Source organism: Nocardia sp. NPDC051030 (assembly GCF_040683015.1).
Lineage (GTDB): Bacteria > Actinomycetota > Actinomycetes > Mycobacteriales > Mycobacteriaceae > Nocardia.
Genome location: NZ_JBFBCD010000006.1, coordinates 532,624 through 546,955 on the forward strand (window position 1 = coordinate 532,624; position 14,332 = coordinate 546,955).

The 14,332-nt window shown below is 68.0% G+C and carries 15 protein-coding genes; 9 read left to right on the forward strand and 6 right to left on the reverse strand.

The window, feature by feature from the left end; all coding sequences use genetic code 11:
* Nucleotides 1-10: 10 nt before the first annotated feature.
* From AB0N05_RS23205 to AB0N05_RS23215, 3 genes are read left to right on the forward strand one after another with little or no spacing between them, the layout of a single operon-like run.
* Nucleotides 11-454 (forward strand): HIT domain-containing protein, encoded by a 444-nt coding sequence (locus tag AB0N05_RS23205; protein WP_364697739.1) that lies wholly within the window; start codon nucleotides 11-13, stop codon nucleotides 452-454.
* Nucleotides 455-502: 48 nt separating this feature from the next.
* A complete protein-coding gene (locus AB0N05_RS23210; protein WP_364697741.1) occupies nucleotides 503-1,321 on the forward strand; it encodes a maleylpyruvate isomerase family mycothiol-dependent enzyme in 819 nt (272 codons plus the stop codon).
* Nucleotides 1,322-1,327: 6 nt separating this feature from the next.
* Nucleotides 1,328-1,966: a Type 1 glutamine amidotransferase-like domain-containing protein gene (locus AB0N05_RS23215; protein WP_364697743.1), complete on the forward strand. Its 639-nt coding sequence runs from the start codon at nucleotides 1,328-1,330 to the stop codon at nucleotides 1,964-1,966.
* A gap of 123 nt (nucleotides 1,967-2,089) precedes the next feature.
* Here AB0N05_RS23215 and AB0N05_RS23220 read toward each other — a convergent pair whose 3' ends face one another.
* Nucleotides 2,090-3,523 carry an MFS transporter gene (locus AB0N05_RS23220; protein ID WP_364697745.1) on the reverse strand — a complete coding sequence of 478 codons (1,434 nt, stop codon included), beginning with the start codon at nucleotides 3,521-3,523 and terminating at the stop codon, nucleotides 2,090-2,092.
* Nucleotides 3,524-3,594: 71 nt separating this feature from the next.
* Here AB0N05_RS23220 and AB0N05_RS23225 point away from each other — a divergent pair, with 71 nt between their 5' ends.
* Nucleotides 3,595-4,128 carry a MarR family transcriptional regulator gene (locus AB0N05_RS23225; RefSeq protein ID WP_364697747.1) on the forward strand — a complete coding sequence of 178 codons (534 nt, stop codon included), beginning with the start codon at nucleotides 3,595-3,597 and terminating at the stop codon, nucleotides 4,126-4,128.
* Here AB0N05_RS23225 and AB0N05_RS23230 read toward each other — a convergent pair.
* Together AB0N05_RS23230 and AB0N05_RS23235 are read right to left on the reverse strand one after the other, a co-directional pair.
* Nucleotides 4,104-5,303 carry an MFS transporter gene (locus tag AB0N05_RS23230; RefSeq protein WP_364697749.1) on the reverse strand — a complete coding sequence of 400 codons (1,200 nt, stop codon included), beginning with the start codon at nucleotides 5,301-5,303 and terminating at the stop codon, nucleotides 4,104-4,106. The two genes, AB0N05_RS23225 and AB0N05_RS23230, sit on opposite strands and share 25 nt — an antisense overlap.
* 139 nt (nucleotides 5,304-5,442) lie before the next feature.
* Nucleotides 5,443-6,300 carry an NAD(P)H-binding protein gene (locus tag AB0N05_RS23235; RefSeq protein ID WP_364697751.1) on the reverse strand — a complete coding sequence of 286 codons (858 nt, stop codon included), beginning with the start codon at nucleotides 6,298-6,300 and terminating at the stop codon, nucleotides 5,443-5,445.
* 73 nt (nucleotides 6,301-6,373) lie between these two features.
* On the opposite strand from AB0N05_RS23235, the gene AB0N05_RS23240 reads away from it, so the two are divergent.
* Both AB0N05_RS23240 and AB0N05_RS23245 read left to right on the forward strand, forming a co-directional pair.
* Nucleotides 6,374-7,330, forward strand: coding sequence for an AraC family transcriptional regulator (locus AB0N05_RS23240; RefSeq protein WP_364697753.1), 957 nt, complete (start codon nucleotides 6,374-6,376; stop codon nucleotides 7,328-7,330).
* A 26-nt stretch (nucleotides 7,331-7,356) separates the two neighbouring features.
* Complete coding sequence (locus AB0N05_RS23245) at nucleotides 7,357-7,800, forward strand: thioesterase family protein (protein ID WP_364697755.1); 444 nt, start codon at nucleotides 7,357-7,359, stop codon at nucleotides 7,798-7,800.
* Nucleotides 7,801-7,813: 13 nt separating this feature from the next.
* Here AB0N05_RS23245 and AB0N05_RS23250 read toward each other — a convergent pair whose 3' ends face one another.
* The 3 genes from AB0N05_RS23250 to pdhA are packed head-to-tail and all read right to left on the reverse strand — an operon-like array spanning nucleotide 7,814 to nucleotide 11,295.
* Nucleotides 7,814-9,190 (reverse strand): dihydrolipoamide acetyltransferase family protein, encoded by a 1,377-nt coding sequence (locus AB0N05_RS23250; RefSeq protein WP_364697921.1) that lies wholly within the window; start codon nucleotides 9,188-9,190, stop codon nucleotides 7,814-7,816.
* Nucleotides 9,191-9,235: 45 nt separating this feature from the next.
* Nucleotides 9,236-10,219: an alpha-ketoacid dehydrogenase subunit beta gene (locus AB0N05_RS23255; RefSeq protein WP_364697757.1), complete on the reverse strand. Its 984-nt coding sequence runs from the start codon at nucleotides 10,217-10,219 to the stop codon at nucleotides 9,236-9,238.
* Nucleotides 10,216-11,295 carry a pyruvate dehydrogenase (acetyl-transferring) E1 component subunit alpha gene (pdhA, locus tag AB0N05_RS23260; protein ID WP_364697759.1) on the reverse strand — a complete coding sequence of 360 codons (1,080 nt, stop codon included), beginning with the start codon at nucleotides 11,293-11,295 and terminating at the stop codon, nucleotides 10,216-10,218. Before pdhA ends, AB0N05_RS23255 begins: the two co-directional genes overlap by 4 nt.
* A 180-nt stretch (nucleotides 11,296-11,475) precedes the next feature.
* On the opposite strand from pdhA, the gene AB0N05_RS23265 reads away from it, so the two are divergent.
* The 3 genes from AB0N05_RS23265 to AB0N05_RS23275 all read left to right on the forward strand — a co-directional run bounded on the left by AB0N05_RS23265 (nucleotide 11,476) and on the right by AB0N05_RS23275 (nucleotide 14,324).
* Complete coding sequence (locus AB0N05_RS23265; protein ID WP_364697761.1) at nucleotides 11,476-11,991, forward strand: Lrp/AsnC family transcriptional regulator; 516 nt, start codon at nucleotides 11,476-11,478, stop codon at nucleotides 11,989-11,991.
* 63 nt (nucleotides 11,992-12,054) lie between these two features.
* Nucleotides 12,055-13,287, forward strand: coding sequence for a benzoate/H(+) symporter BenE family transporter (locus AB0N05_RS23270; RefSeq protein ID WP_364697763.1), 1,233 nt, complete (start codon nucleotides 12,055-12,057; stop codon nucleotides 13,285-13,287).
* A gap of 203 nt (nucleotides 13,288-13,490) precedes the next feature.
* The gene (locus AB0N05_RS23275) at nucleotides 13,491-14,324 is read left to right on the forward strand and encodes a sulfurtransferase (RefSeq protein ID WP_364697765.1); all 834 of its coding nucleotides are present in this window, start codon (nucleotides 13,491-13,493) and stop codon (nucleotides 14,322-14,324) included.
* Nucleotides 14,325-14,332: the final 8 nt, after the last annotated feature.

Below are 14,332 nucleotides of genomic sequence, written 5' to 3' on the forward strand. Positions count from 1 at the left end.
TGTCTGCACGGTGAGCGGCTGTGGCTTTTGCAGGATCATCGCGGGGGAGGCGCCCGCCACCAAGATCTTCGAGGACGACATTCTGATGGCCTTCCTCGATATCCGGCCCATCACCCGGGGGCACACACTGGTGATCCCGAAATGGCATGCGAGCGACCTGGACGATCTGAACCCGGCGCTGGGCGCGCAGCTCTTCGCCTTCGGTCACCGGCTCGCCAAGGCCATGCGCCGCAGCGATCTTCGTGCCGATGGCGCGAACCTGCTGATCAATGATGGCAAGGCCGCCTTCCAGACCGTGCATCACGTGCACCTGCACGTGGTCCCGCGGCAGCAGGGCGACACCCTCAACTTCGCCAAGGGTTTCGTGCTGCGCCGCCCGCACGAGCGCGAATCGACCGCCGCCGCCATTCGAGCCGGACTGGACCGGCTCGCCGACGAGGAAAAGGCTGTGTGAGATGAAGGCTGTAGAGATGAAGGCTGTGGAGATGAAGAGCACCCGCGCATGACCGACACGGTGCCGGACCGCGCGGACATCACCGCCAAGTTGTCCGCAGAGTGGGACGCCCTCACCCGGCTAGTGGACGGCCTGGACGAGACCGCCTGGCGCACGCCCTCGGCGCTCCCCGGCTGGACGGTGTTCGATGTGATCGCGCACGTCATCGGCACCGAATCGCTGCTGCTCGGGGAGCCGACCCCCGATGTCGACGTCTCGGGCGAGCACATTCGCAATGACATCGGCACGCTGAACGAGAAGTGGATCGAATCGCTGCGGCCGCTCACCGGACCCCAACTGCTGGAGCGCTTCCGCGAGGTGACCACCCGGCGGCTGAAGGCGCTCGACGAACTCACTCCGGAGGCATGGGCCGAACTGGTGCCGACGCCGGTCGGTCTCGCGGCCTACGGCCGGTTCATGCGAGTTCGCCTGTTCGACTGCTGGATGCACGGCCTGGACATCGCCGACGGCCTGGGTGTCGCGGCCGAGGAAGGCGGCCCGATCGCCGAAACCGCCTTCGCCGAACTGCTTCCGGGCCTCGGCCGCTCGGTGGTCAAGGGCGCGGGCGCGACGGACGGCACCGGCGTCACCGTCGAAATCACCGGCCCGGTGCCGCGGACCCTGCACGTCGCGGTGGTCGGCACGCGCGCGAACCTGGTCGAATCCCTCGATGGCCCGGCCGATGTCGTGCTCACCCTGGGCTCTGGGTTGTTCGCTCGCCTGCGCGGCGGCCGCACTAGCATCGATGAACACGCGGGGGAGTACACGCTGGTCGGAGACACCGGACTGGGCGACCGCCTGGTCCGCACCCTCGCCTTCACCCTCTGAGGTCCGGTGCGACTGTTCCTGTCCAGCTACCGATTCGGCGCGCATCAGAACCGGCTGCTCTCCCTGGTCGGCGAGCCCGGCCGGGTCGCGGTCATAGCCAATGCCTGCGACGCCTGGCCGTCGGCGTGGCAGAGCGCGGTCACCAGCGACCTGTTCCCCCTGCGCCGCTCGGGTTTCCAGCCCGAGGTCCTGGACCTGCGCGACTACATCGACCGCCCCGCCGACCTGGAACGCACCCTCGCCGGATTCCCCATGGTCTGGGTCCGCGGCGGCAATACCTTCGTGTTGCGCGCCCAATTCGCCCGCAGCGGAGCCGATCTAGCCCTGACCCGCCTACTCGCCGAGGATGCCATCGTCTACGCGGGTTACAGCGCGGGAGCCTGCGTCATGACCCCCGACCTGCACGGACTCGAATCCATGGACGACCCCGCCGAGGTCCGCACCGCCTGCGGCATCGACCCCATCTGGGAAGGCTTGGCACTGGTGGACCGCCACATAGTCCCCCACCTGGATTCCCCCACCGACCCCGAGGGCCTCTCCCGAAAACTGGTCCGCGACTACACCTCCCAGAACATCCCCCACTGGGCGTTGACCGACGACCACGTGGTCGTAGTCGACGGCGACGAAACCACCGTCCTCACCTGAGCAGCGAAAAGCCGAGCGGCGCATCCCCACGAGGTGGATGCGCCGCTCGGCTTTTCGGTGAGGGAGCGCTGGTGGCGGTTTTTTCCACCGGCAGCCGCCACCGGTGCTCCCTGATGTTGTTGGCTACTCGCCCTTGTGGCGCAGGCCGTGGCCGAGGGCGACGGCGGCGGTGAGGAAGGCGCCGACGGACAGGATGGCGAAGCTCGCCACGTAGGCGTTGACGGTCGGCACGTGGGTGCCGTAGATGACGTGCGCCGACAGGATCGAGGCGGTGACCGCACCCGCGATGCTGCCGCCCGCGGTGCGGACCAGGGAGTTGATGCCCGAGGCGATACCGCTCTCGCTCATCGGCACGTGCTGCACGGCGAGGGTGCCGAGGGCCGCGTAGCCGATGCCGAAGCCGGTGCCCTGCAGGATCTGCGAGATCACCATGTCGTAGCCGTGCTCGTGGAAAATCGCGAGCCAGGCCATGGAGAGTCCGGCGAACGCGGCGCCGATGGCGAGCGTGTAGGCCGGGCCGATCTTGCCCGCGATCTTGCCGGTGCGGAATGAGAAGAAGGTCATCAGCACCGCGCTCGGGATGCCGTAGAGGCCGACCGCGAGCACCGAGCCGGACAGGCCGTAGCCGACCTTGTCCGCCGGGGTCTGAATGAAGTTCGAGACCAGCGTGAACGAGCCGAACAGGGCGAAGCCGAGCAGCGCCGAGGCGAGGTTCGCGGACAGCGACTGCGGGCCGACCAGCAGCGGCAGTCGCACCAGCGGCTGCTCGACCTTGAGCTCCACCAGCACCCACACCGCGGTGAGCGCGATGGCCCCGGCGAACATGCCGAGCACCGAGCCGGAGCCCCAGCCCCAGCGCGGGCCCTCGCTGATGCCGAGCAGCAGGCAGATGAGCAGTCCGGCGAGCAGGATCGCGCCGAGGTAGTCGGGCTTGCCGCCGTGCCGCACGCCGGTGTTCTTGGCGCTGAACTGGATCAGGATGGCCGCGATCACGCCGAGCCCGGCGGTCAGCCAGAACACCGGGTGCGGGTCCTGGGTGTGGTCGGCGATCACGCCGGTGATCAACAGGCCGATGGTGCCGCCGACGCCCATGGTGCCGGAGACGATGCCGATCGCGCTGACCAGCTTCTCGCGCGGGAAGGTGTCGCGAATGATGCCGATGGCGAGCGGGATCATGGCCGCCGAGGTGCCCTGCAGCGCGCGGCCGATGATGTAAATGCCGAGCGTGTCGGCGAACGCGCAGATCACCGAGCCGATGATGAGCATGACCATGGCGGTCAGCACGAGCGGCTTCTTGCCGTACATATCGCCGAAGCGGGAGAGCAGCGGCGTGGCCACGGCTCCGGACAGCAGTGCGGCGGTGAACAGCCAGGTGACGCCGGAGACGTCGGTGTTCAGCTGGACGATCATGCGCGGCAGCAGCGGAATGACGACGGTCTGTTGCAGCGACACGACCAGTCCGGCCGCGCACAGGGCGAGCAGTGTCAGGCCGAGATGGGCCTTGGGGCGGTCGTCGGCGGTGGTTCCGGCGGCCTGACCGACAGCGGTCGTAGTCATGCGGCGTTCCTCATCATTACCATTGCATTACTTACCGAAATTAAGTAAATGGGATTTCGTAAGATAACCACATGACGCGAGCGGAAGCTACCCCCCGCCACGAAGTTGACGCAGGTCACATCGTGGAATTGGAACGCGTGCTGGCCCGCGTCGCCTACCTGCTGACCCGCGTCCGCACCCACGACCTGGCCGTGGCCGAGTGTGGAGTGATCATCGATCGGGCCAGCGTGCCGCTGCTGCGGATCCTCGCGGATGCGGAGGAGCCGATGCGGCTCGGCGAGCTGGCCGTGCGGCTGGGCGTGGAGGCTCCGCATGTGAGCCGTCAGATTCAGCGGCTCGAGAAGGCCGGGTATGTGCAGCGCGTCGCGGATCCGGTCGATCGGCGGGCGCAGCGCGTGGGTCCCACGCCCGAGGGTCGGGTTGCCGTCGACGCGGTGCGGGACGTCATGCGCAGCTGGATGTCCGAGGCCCTCGCCGACTGGAGTTCGGAGGATCTCAAGGCCCTGGCCGTCCTGAATCACCGCATGGTCGACGACTTCCTCGACCACACCGAAAGTCTCGGCGAGCCGTCCTCACCCCGCTACCGCCGCGTCGATCCGGCCTGATCGGGTACGGGCGCGGCCACGGCCCGAGCCGCCAACGCGCACAATGCCATTGCGATCAGGGGCACCACCATCGCGGTCGTGAGTGAGACCGCCTTCGTCAGCCATCCGATGATCGCCGGGCCCGCCAGCAATCCCACATACCCGAGCCCGAAGACCCGGGACATGTCGGTGGCGGCCGTCGCCGAACCCAGATTCCCCGCGGCCGTGAACACCTGCGGAACGCATCCGGACAATCCGACTCCGCACAGCGCCCATCCGGCGAGAGTCAGCGGCGTCCAACCGGATACGACGATGAGCGCGAATCCGGCCGCCGCGACCAGCGTCCCCCATCGCACCACCGCCACCGAGCCGATGCGCCCGCTGACCCGATCGGCGGCGAACCGCCCCACCGTCATGGTGAACGAGACCGCCGCGAAGGCCAGTCCCGCGGTCGCGTCCGCCACACTCAGTCGATCGCGCATCTGCAGGGCACTCCAGTCCGCCGCCACCCCCTCGGCCATCAGCAGCGCGAAGGCGATCATCCCCAGTATCAGCACCTTCCGTGACACCCACCGGTTCTTGCCCTGTGCCACGGCCGAATCGGAGACCGAAGGAGTGTGGGGAGTGTGGGGGAGGAGGCGGGGTGTGCCGATCGCGACCACGGCCAGGCCGATGACGGTCGCGAGCGCGAAAGTGAGGCGGAGATTCCAGTCGGCGTGCTGGGTGGCCGCCCCGGCGAGGGAGCCGAGCAGTCCGCCGCAGGAGAAGAAGGCGTGGAAGGCGGACATGATGGGGCGGCGGTAGGCGCGTTCCACATGGACCGCCTGGGCGTTCATCGAGACGTCGAGGGAGCCGGTGCCGAAACCGTAGAAGGCCAGCGCTATTGCGAGTGTGACGGGGCTGGTGGCGAAGCCGAGGCCGAGCATGGAGACGGACACCACCGCGGCAGTGAGGGCGGTGAGAGCGCGACTGCCCAGGCGATCGGCGAGCGGCCCCGCAGCCTGCATGCCCACGATGGCGCTGCCCGCCATGAACAGAATGAGCATGCCCAAGGTGGTGTGCGAAACCCCCGTGCGTTCGGTGACGGCCGGGATGTGCACGATCCAGATGGCCGAGAGCATCCCGTTGAGGCCGAACACCGCGAACAGGGCGGCACGCGCTTGCCGGAGGGGAGGAGCGGGCGTCGCAGCAGCCATTGGTACGACGCTACCGGCTGAGCCGGCATCTCCTCGTCACCACAATCCTCGGCGGCTTCCTCGACGCTCCGGATCGGGATCCGAATCTCGTGCATTACAACCTGTTTCGTATCCCAGTGTATTCCCGGGCACCGACAAGTTATGCAGGCGCCGTGACCGACCAGACACCGGAAACCGCCATGTCACGCGCATAGTCCGCGAAGTCCCGGGGTTCGCGTCCGAGTGCCCGCCGCACGCCGTCGGTGAGGTGCGAATTGCGTCCGTCGAGGACCGTTCCGAAGAGGTAATCCAGCAGGCTGATCTCATCGGCGGGCACCCCGTAGGAGGTGAGCGCGGCGATGAAATCGGTTCGGGTGAGCGGAATGTAGGTGATCTCGCGTCCGCTGGCCGCCGCGATCTCGGCGACCGCGTCGGCGAAGCTGAGTCCGCGCGGCCCGGTGAGTTCGTACAGCTGTCCCGCATGCCCGGTCTCGGTCAGCGCGGCCACCGCCACATCGGCGATATCGTCGGCGTGCACGAACGGCTCCGGTACATCTCCCGCGGGCAAGGCCACCTCACCGGCGAGGATGAATTCGGTGAACGCGCCCTCGCTGAAGTTCTGGGAGAACCAGGCGCACCGCACGATCGTCCACTCCAGGCCCGAATCCTGCACGATGGCTTCGCATTCGAGGGCTTCCGGCTCGCCGCGTCCGGACAGCAGCACCACGCGCCGCACCCTGGCCGCCACGGCCTGCGTGGTGAGCGCCTTGATATCGGCGGGTGCGCCCGGCACCGCCAGATCGGGCTGATACGACAGATATACGGCGTCGATTCCGGCCAGCGCGCCCGCCCACGTGCTGCGATCGGTCCAGTCGAAGGGGATCTGCGCGGAGCGTGAACCGATGCGAGTCGGGACTCCGAGAGTGGTCAATCGGGCCGCCACCCGACTACCTGTTTTTCCGGTCCCGCCCAGAACCAGGACGATGTTTTCGCTGCTCACACTGTGTTCGTTGCTCATATGACAAGTACACCGAGTTTCGGTGAGATCAAACATGGTTGAGAAGCGCACGCGCATTTGCCATCGTCTTGGTATGGATGCGTTGGCCAGTCTGCTCGAAGGACCACGCGCAAGGGCGGCATTCGTCATGCGCACCTCATTCGATCCACCCTGGTCCCTGCGCATTCGCGATGAAGCGCCATTGACCTTGGTGGCCATGGTGCGCGGCGGCGGCTGGATCCTGCCGGACCCGAAGGGCGGCAAGCCGGCTCCGCCGCGGCAGCTCCGTACCGGCGATATAGCCCTCTTCCGCGGTCCCGACCACTACACCATGGCCGATGATCCCGGCACCGAACCGCAGGTGATCATCCACCCGGGCCAGACCACCACCACCCTCGACGGCGAAGTCCTCTGCGAGACCCTCAGTTTGGGCGTGCGCAGTTGGGGCACCAATGCCGACGCCGAAACCGTGATGGTCACAGGCACTTACGAGCAGGCATCCGCCGCCAGCCGCCGCCTGCTGCGCGCGCTGCCGCCGATCGCGGTGCTGAGCCGCGGCGAAATCGATTCCCGCGTACTGGACCTGCTGGTCGACGAGGCGGGTAAGGATCTCCCCGCCCAGGGCGTGATGCTCGACCGTCTCCTGGATCTGCTCCTGATCGCCACCCTGCGCACCTGGTTCTCCCGCGAGGACGCCCCCGCCTGGTACCACGCCTACGGTGATCCGCTGGTGGGCAAGGCCCTACGCCTGATGCAACACAATCCCTCGCACGCCTGGACCGTCGCCTCCCTGGCAACCGAGGTCGGTGTGTCCCGGGCGGCCCTGGCACGCCGCTTCACCGAACTGGTCGGCGAACCCCCGATGGCCTTCCTCACCGATTGGCGGCTGGCCCTGGCCGCGGACCTGCTGCACGAATCCGACGCCACCCTGGAATCCATTGCCCGGCGGGTCGGCTACGGCAGCGCCTTCGCCTTGAGCACCGCCTTCAAACGCCATTACGGCCTCAGCCCGCGCGATCACCGCAACGCCCCCGACCAGCGCACCGCCTGAACGACCCACCCGCTAGGGTCGGCGGTGTGACGCAGGATCAGGAATACCCGGTGCTCTGGCCGGTGCCGACCCGCTGGGCCGACAACGACCACTACGGCCACGTGAACAATGTGACCTACTACGCGTACTTCGATACGGCCGTGAACGCCTGGCTGATCCACGCCACCGGCACCGATATCCGCGATCTGCCCGCCATCGGCATTGTCGCGGAAACCTCGTGCAAGTTCCTGGACTCGCTCAGCTTCCCGGACCAGTTGAAGGTGGGCATTCGCATTGCCCGCCTGGGCAATTCCAGCATCAAATACGAGCTCGCCATCTTCCGGGATTCCGGCGATTCCCTGCACCTTGCCGCCACCGGCACCTTCGTCCACGTCTACGTGGACAACGAGACCCGCAAGCCCATCCCGATTCCCGAGGTGATCCGCGCGGCCGCGGAACCGCTGGTGGTCGGGGCCGCCACGGAGGTTTGACCACCTCGGTCCCTCAGACCCGCCCGAGGAGGGTGAGCGGGTCTTCGAGCAGTGCGGCGATGGTCGCCAGGAAGCGGGAGCCCTGTTCGCCGTCGACCATGCGGTGGTCGAAGCTCAGGCCCAGGGTGGTCACCCAGCGGACGGCGAGTTCGTCGCGGTGTACCCACGGGCGTTTGCGAATGGAGCCGAGGCACAGGATCGCGGCCTCACCCGGATTCACCAGGGGGACACCGGTGTCCACTCCGAAGACACCGACATTGGTGATGGTGAAGGTGCCGCCGGTGAGATCGGCGGGGGTGGCCGTGCCCGAGCGCGCCGATTCGGCCGCGCGGCCGATTTCCTGGGTGAGATCGCGCAGGCTCATGGTCTGCGCCTCTTTGAGATTCGGGACGAGCAGTCCGCGTTCACTGGCCACCGCGATGCCCAGATTCACGTAATGCTTGGTGACGATCTCCTGATTCGCCTCGTCCCACTGCGCATTGATCTCCGGGTATTCGGTGAGCGCGACCAGGGCCGCCTTGGCGACCAGCGCCAGCGGGGTGAGCGTGAGTCCCGAGAAGGTCGGGGTCGCGCGCAGATGATCCAGCAGTTCCATGGATCCGGTGAAATCGGTGGTCGCGAATGTGCTCGCCTGCGGTATGTGCTGCGCGCTGGCCACCATGGCGGCCGCCGTGCGCTTGCGGATTCCGCTGATGGGCGTGCGGGTTTCGCGTTCACCCGAGGCAGGCTTGCCGACCACCGTCAGATGCCCGGGTGTCACGGGCGGCGCGGTGTGGATCGGAATATGGTCGCGCCGCGCTCCGTGCAGGTCATTGACCGTCACCGCCCCCTCCGGCCCGCTGCCCGCGACGGCGGCCAGGTCGACGCCGATCTCGCGCGCCAGCCGACGCGCGGCGGGGGTGGCCGAGGCCCGGCCGCCGGGTGTGGGCAGGCGTCGGCCCAGATCATCGGCGGGCGACTGCACGGCGCGTTCGCCACGTGCCCGAGCCCGCCTCGAGACGGGTTCGCTGTCCGGGCCGTAGCCCACGAGCACCGACTGGCGTTCCTGCTGCTCCGTCGGGGCATCGGCCGCCTGCTGTTCCGCCGGAGCATCGACCGCTTGCTGTTCCGCTGGGGCGTCGACCGCTTGCCCTGCCGCGGTGGCACCGGCCGCGTCCGCGGCCACTCCGACCCGGATGAGCGGTGCCCCAACCGGCACCGTCTCGCCGGGTTCGGCGAGGAGTTCGAGCACCGTGCCCGCGAATGGGCAGGGCAGCGCCACCTGTGCTTTCGCGGTTTCCACTTCCGCGATGGTCTGGTTCAATTCGACGCGATCACCGACTTGCACTGTCCACGACACCAATTCGGCATCCGCTAAACCCTCGCCGAGATCCGGCAGCCGGAATTCCATGACCTGACGCTGTTCTTCCACCGTGCATCCTCCGTGGCGTAACCGTTAAGCGGCGAGCGTGCGATCGACCGCGGCGAGAATGCGGTCGGGGTCGGGCAGGTGGTGCCGTTCGAGTTTAGCCGGGGGATAGGGGATGTCGAAGCCGCCGACGCGCATTACCGGTGCCTCCAATTGATAGAAGCAGCGTTCGGTGATGCGTGCGGCGATTTCCGCACCGAGCCCGCCGAATACGGGTGCCTCGTGCACCACGACGAGTCGCCCGGTTTTGCGGACCGAGGTTTCGATGGTGTCGAAGTCGATGGGGGAGAGGCTGCGCAGGTCGATCACCTCCAGCGAATGCCCTTCCGTGCCCGCTATATCGGCGGCGGTGAGCGCGGTGGCGACGGTCCCGCCGTAGGCGACGATGGTCGCGTCCTCCCCGCTGGTGCATACCCGGGCCTGGTCCAGGGCCAATCCGCCGTCGCGATCCAGCTGATCGAAATCGACTTCGGCCTTGTCCCAGTACCGCCGTTTGGGTTCGAAGAACACGACCGGATCATCCAGTGCGACCGCCTGACGGATCATCAGATACGCGTCCGCCGGATTGCTCGGCGACATCACCCGTAATCCCGCGGTATGCGCGAAATACGCTTCCGGCGATTCGGAATGGTGTTCCACCGACCCGATACCGCCGCCGCACGGAATGCGAATGGTGATGGGCGCGACCACTTTTCCTTGCGTCCGGTAGTGGATTTTCGCGACCTGGCAGACGATCTGATCGAATGCCGGATACACGAATCCGTCGAACTGGATCTCGCATACCGGCCGCAGTCCGCGCAATGCCATTCCGAAAGCCGTTCCGATGATTCCGGATTCGGCGAGCGGCGTGTCCATGACCCGATTGTTTCCGAAATCCTTCTGGAGCGTGTCGGTGACCCGGAAGACGCCGCCGAGCCGCCCGATATCCTCGCCCATCAGTATGACCTTGGGATCGTCCTCGAGTGCCCGGCGCAACCCGTAGTTGATGGCGCCCGCGAATGTCGTCTTCATGACCGGACTCCCTCCAGGTAGGCCGCGTAGTCACGGCGTTCCTCCGCGACCAGGGGGTGCGGGGTGGCGTAGACGTGGTCGAACAGATCCATGGGTTCCGGGTCCGGCATGCCGAGGGTGGCCGACCGCAGCCGGGCCGCGACCGCATCGGCGCGCACCGCGACCTCTTGTTCGAAGTCGCTGTCCCACAGGCCCTCCCGCTCCAGTAGCCGGTGCATCCGGTCGATGGGATCGCGCTGCTTCCACAGTTCGAGTTCGGCGGTCTCGCGGTAGCGGGTGGGGTCGTCGGCGGTGGTGTGCGGGCCCATTCGATAGGTGATGGCCTCGATGAACGAGGGCCCGCCACCGGAGCGGGCGCGATGGAGCGCCTCGCGCGTGACGGCCAGCACCGCCAGCGCGTCATTGCCGTCCACCTGAATGCCCGGAATGCCGTATCCGAGGGCGCGATTGGCGATCGGCGTGGCACTCTGCACCCGCACCGGGGCGCTGATGGCCCAGTGATTGTTCTGGCAGAAGAACACGACCGGCGCGCTCCAGGAGGCCGCGAATCCGAGCGCCTCGGCAATATCGCCCTGACTGGTCGCCCCGTCGCCGAAGTAGGCGATGGTGGCCAGCTCCGCGCCCTCGAGATGGGCGGCGTAGGCGTATCCGGTGGCATGCAGCCCTTGCGAGCCGACCACGATATTCGGATTGGTCATCTTCACCGCGTCGGCGTCCCAGCAGGAGTGCGCTACACCGCGCCAGAGCCGGGTCAGCTGTTCCGGCGGTACCCCACGGCAGTAGGCGACGCCCGCCTCGCGGTAGGAGCAGAACACGTAATCGTCGGGGTGCAGGGCGTGGGCGGAGCCGATCTGCGCGGCTTCCTGGCCCAGCAATGGTGGCCAGAGGCCCAGCTGGCCCTGCCTTTGCAGGGCGGTGGCCTCGGTGTCGATGCGCCGGGCCACGGTCATATCGGTGAACAGGGCGCGCAGTCGCGCGCCGTCGACATCAGCGATCGACGCGGCGTGGACGCGGTCGTGCACGCGGCGGCCGTCGGGCTGGACGAGCTGCACCGGATAGGTGTTTTTCTCGGGCATGGGTATCGCCTCCTCGAACACCGGGTACACCCTCATCGCTATGGGATTGTGTCCCGTGAGCAACGGGTGTGTGTCCTGTACCACACAGCATCCTCTGTTGATCGTGCTGCGCAAGCATCGACACCCTTACTGAGCAGAATGCTCGGTCGCACGGCGTATGCGAGTGTCATACTGATCCGCATGAGCAGCAGGGAGCCGGTCGCCGCCCCGGTTGATGCCACCGATGCCAGGTTATTGCTGGAGCTGGTCGACAATCCCCGCGCCACCGGCGTCGAACTCGCTGCGAGACTTGGCCTCTCCCGTAACACCGTGCAGGCCAGGCTGGCGCGCTGGGAGGCGAACGGGGTGCTGGCCAGCTTCGAGCGCCGGGTCGAACCGCGGGCCCTCGGCTACCCCCTGGCAGCCTTTGTCGCGGTGGTCCTGGATCAGCATCGGCTCGATTCCGTGGTGGCCGAATTGGCCGAGATTCCCGAGGTCACCGAGGTGTGCGGCATGACCGGGCCCACCGATCTCACCGTGCGGGTGGTGGCCCAGGATGCCGACGATCTCTACCGCATCACCGGGCACATTCTGAAGATTCCGGGCGTGGAGCGCACCAATATGGCCCTGGTCATGCGCTCGCTGGTCGGTCCCCGTGCCGCTCCGTTGCTGGAACGGCTCGTGCAGGCGAATGTCATCCGTTCCGAATCGGGCTAATTCAGGCCAGTTTCGGGTGATTGGCCGCTGACCCGGGGGCGACTGGACCGGGACGATGGCGCGATGAGCACTACGACCAGCACCACCACGCCTGCCGTCGAGCCCGTGCCGGAGGTGGGGATCGGGCAGCCGATCGGGGCCGGAATCGTCACCGCGCTGGTCGGATTCACGAGTTCGTTCGCCGTGGTGCTGGCCGGTTTGACCGCCATGGGCGCGACCGCCGGGCAAGCGGCTTCGGGCCTGCTCGCCATCTGCGTGACGCAGGCGGTCGGCATGCTGCTGTTGAGCCCGCGCTATCGCATGCCGATCACACTGGCCTGGTCCACACCCGGTGCGGCGCTGCTGGCGGGCACCGGTGCGGTGGCGGGTGGCTGGGCCGCCGCGGTCGGGGCGTTCGCGGTGGCGGGCATTCTCATTGTGCTGACCGGATTCTGGCAGCGCCTCGGTGCACTGATCGCCGCGATTCCGGTGGAGATCGCGCAGGCCATGCTCGCCGGAGTCCTGTTGCCGCTGTGCCTTGCGCCCGTGAAATCGCTGACGGTGAGTCCCGCCGTGGTGATTCCGGTGATCGTCACCTGGCTGGTCCTGCAGAAGTTCGCCGCCCGCTGGGCCGTGCTGGCAGCCTTCGCGGTGGCGGCGATCGGCGCGGGCATCGACATTGCCGTGTCCCACCGGTCCCTCGACGCGTCCGCCATGATCCCGCGCATCGAATTGACTGTGCCGCACTGGAGTTGGCAGGCCATGATCGGCGTCGCCATTCCGCTGTACATCGTCACCATGGCCGCCCAGAACATTCCCGGCACCGCCGTCATGAGCTCCCTCGGCTACCGGGTCCCGTGGCGCGCCGCCATGACCGTCACCGGCCTCGGCACCGTCCTGGGCGCGGCCGCGGGCGGCCATGCCATCAACCTGGCCGCCATCAGCGCCGCCCTCTCCGCCTCCCCGTCCGCGCACCCCGACCCCAAGCGCCGCTGGATCGCCGCCACCACCGCCGGTGTCGTCTACCTGCTCCTGGCGCTGGCCTCGGGAGCCTTGGTGACCCTGGTGGCGGCGGCCCCCAAGGGCGCGTTGGAAACCGTTGCGGGCCTGGCCCTCATAGCCACCCTCGCCTCGGCCCTGACCGCCGCCCTGACCCCGGCCGACAACCGCACCTCCGCCGCCCTCACCTTCCTGGTGGCCGCCTCGGGCGTAACCCTCCTGGGAATCGGCGCGGCCTTCTGGGCCCTGGCGGCCGGACTCGTGGCCCGCTGGCTGCTGCGGCCCGCGCCCCAGCCGACTCCCGAACCCGCTCCTTAGCCCGCGCCGGGGAATCGGATGGGGTCGCGGCGGGGCCCTGGCCGCTGGACTCGTGGCCTGTTGGCTGCCGCGATTCGTGCCTCAGCCCACTCCCGAACCGCTTCCTGGCGCGCGCCGGGGAATTGGGCGGGTTGCTGCGGGGCGCGGTGGGGCTGGCTAGTGTGGATGCGGGGTGTGGGTGGAATCTGCGAAGAGGAGTTGGCTTGAGCGCGGTGCTGATCTCGGCGGAGGAACTTCGGGAGTTGCTGGCGGACGGGCATTCTCGGGTGCGGCTACTGGATGTGCGGTGGGCGCTGGGGGATCCGGATGGGCCGCAGCATTATCTGGACGGGCACATTCCCGGTGCGGTCTTCGTGGATCTCGAGACGGAACTGGCGGATCCGCCGTCACCGGCTCGCGGGCGGCACCCGATGCCGGAATTGGCGCATTTGCAGAAGTGCGCGCGGAGTTGGGGTGTGCGCACGGGCGATACCGTCGTCGCCTATGACGCCACCGGTGGCATGGCCGCGGCGCGCGTCTGGTGGCTGCTGCGCTGGGCCGGAGTCCCCGAGGTGCGGATTCTGGACGGTGGACTCCCGGCCTGGGAACGATCCGGCGGCAAGGTGATCGCGGGGGACGAGCCCGATCCGGAGCCCGGCGATGTGGCGCTGACGCCGGGCAATATGCCGGTCATCGATGCCGATGCCGCCGCGGGCTGGAACGGCCTGCTGCTCGATGCCCGTGCGGGCGAGCGGTATCGGGGCGAAGTGGAGCCGGTCGATCCGCGCGCCGGGCATATCCCGGGTGCGGTCAGCGCGCCCACGGCCGAAAACCTCACCGCCCAAGGACTCTTCAAGCCGATCGACGAATTGCGTTCCCGCTTCACCGGATTCGGCTCCGGCCCGGTCGCCGTCTATTGCGGCTCCGGCGTGACCGCCGCTCATCAGGTGGCGGCCCTCGCCGTGGCGGGCATCGACGCCGCCCTCTACCCGGGCTCCTGGTCACAATGGTCCAACGACCCCAAGCGCCCGGTCGCCACCGGCTCCGACCCGGCCTGACAGCGCGC

Coding starts and splice junctions, on each gene's coding strand:
- AB0N05_RS23255 (WP_364697757.1), bottom strand. CDS start 10,219: ATGAAGACGACATTCGCGGGCGCCATCAACTACGGGTTGCGCCGGGCA.
- AB0N05_RS23240 (WP_364697753.1), top strand. CDS start 6,374: ATGGATGCGTTGGCCAGTCTGCTCGAAGGACCACGCGCAAGGGCGGCA.
- AB0N05_RS23265 (WP_364697761.1), top strand. CDS start 11,476: ATGAGCAGCAGGGAGCCGGTCGCCGCCCCGGTTGATGCCACCGATGCC.
- pdhA (WP_364697759.1), bottom strand. CDS start 11,295: ATGCCCGAGAAAAACACCTATCCGGTGCAGCTCGTCCAGCCCGACGGC.
- AB0N05_RS23235 (WP_364697751.1), bottom strand. CDS start 6,300: ATGAGCAACGAACACAGTGTGAGCAGCGAAAACATCGTCCTGGTTCTG.
- AB0N05_RS23225 (WP_364697747.1), top strand. CDS start 3,595: ATGACGCGAGCGGAAGCTACCCCCCGCCACGAAGTTGACGCAGGTCAC.
- AB0N05_RS23230 (WP_364697749.1), bottom strand. CDS start 5,303: ATGGCTGCTGCGACGCCCGCTCCTCCCCTCCGGCAAGCGCGTGCCGCC.
- AB0N05_RS23210 (WP_364697741.1), top strand. CDS start 503: ATGACCGACACGGTGCCGGACCGCGCGGACATCACCGCCAAGTTGTCC.
- AB0N05_RS23270 (WP_364697763.1), top strand. CDS start 12,055: ATGAGCACTACGACCAGCACCACCACGCCTGCCGTCGAGCCCGTGCCG.
- AB0N05_RS23220 (WP_364697745.1), bottom strand. CDS start 3,523: ATGACTACGACCGCTGTCGGTCAGGCCGCCGGAACCACCGCCGACGAC.
- AB0N05_RS23250 (WP_364697921.1), bottom strand. CDS start 9,190: ATGGAATTCCGGCTGCCGGATCTCGGCGAGGGTTTAGCGGATGCCGAA.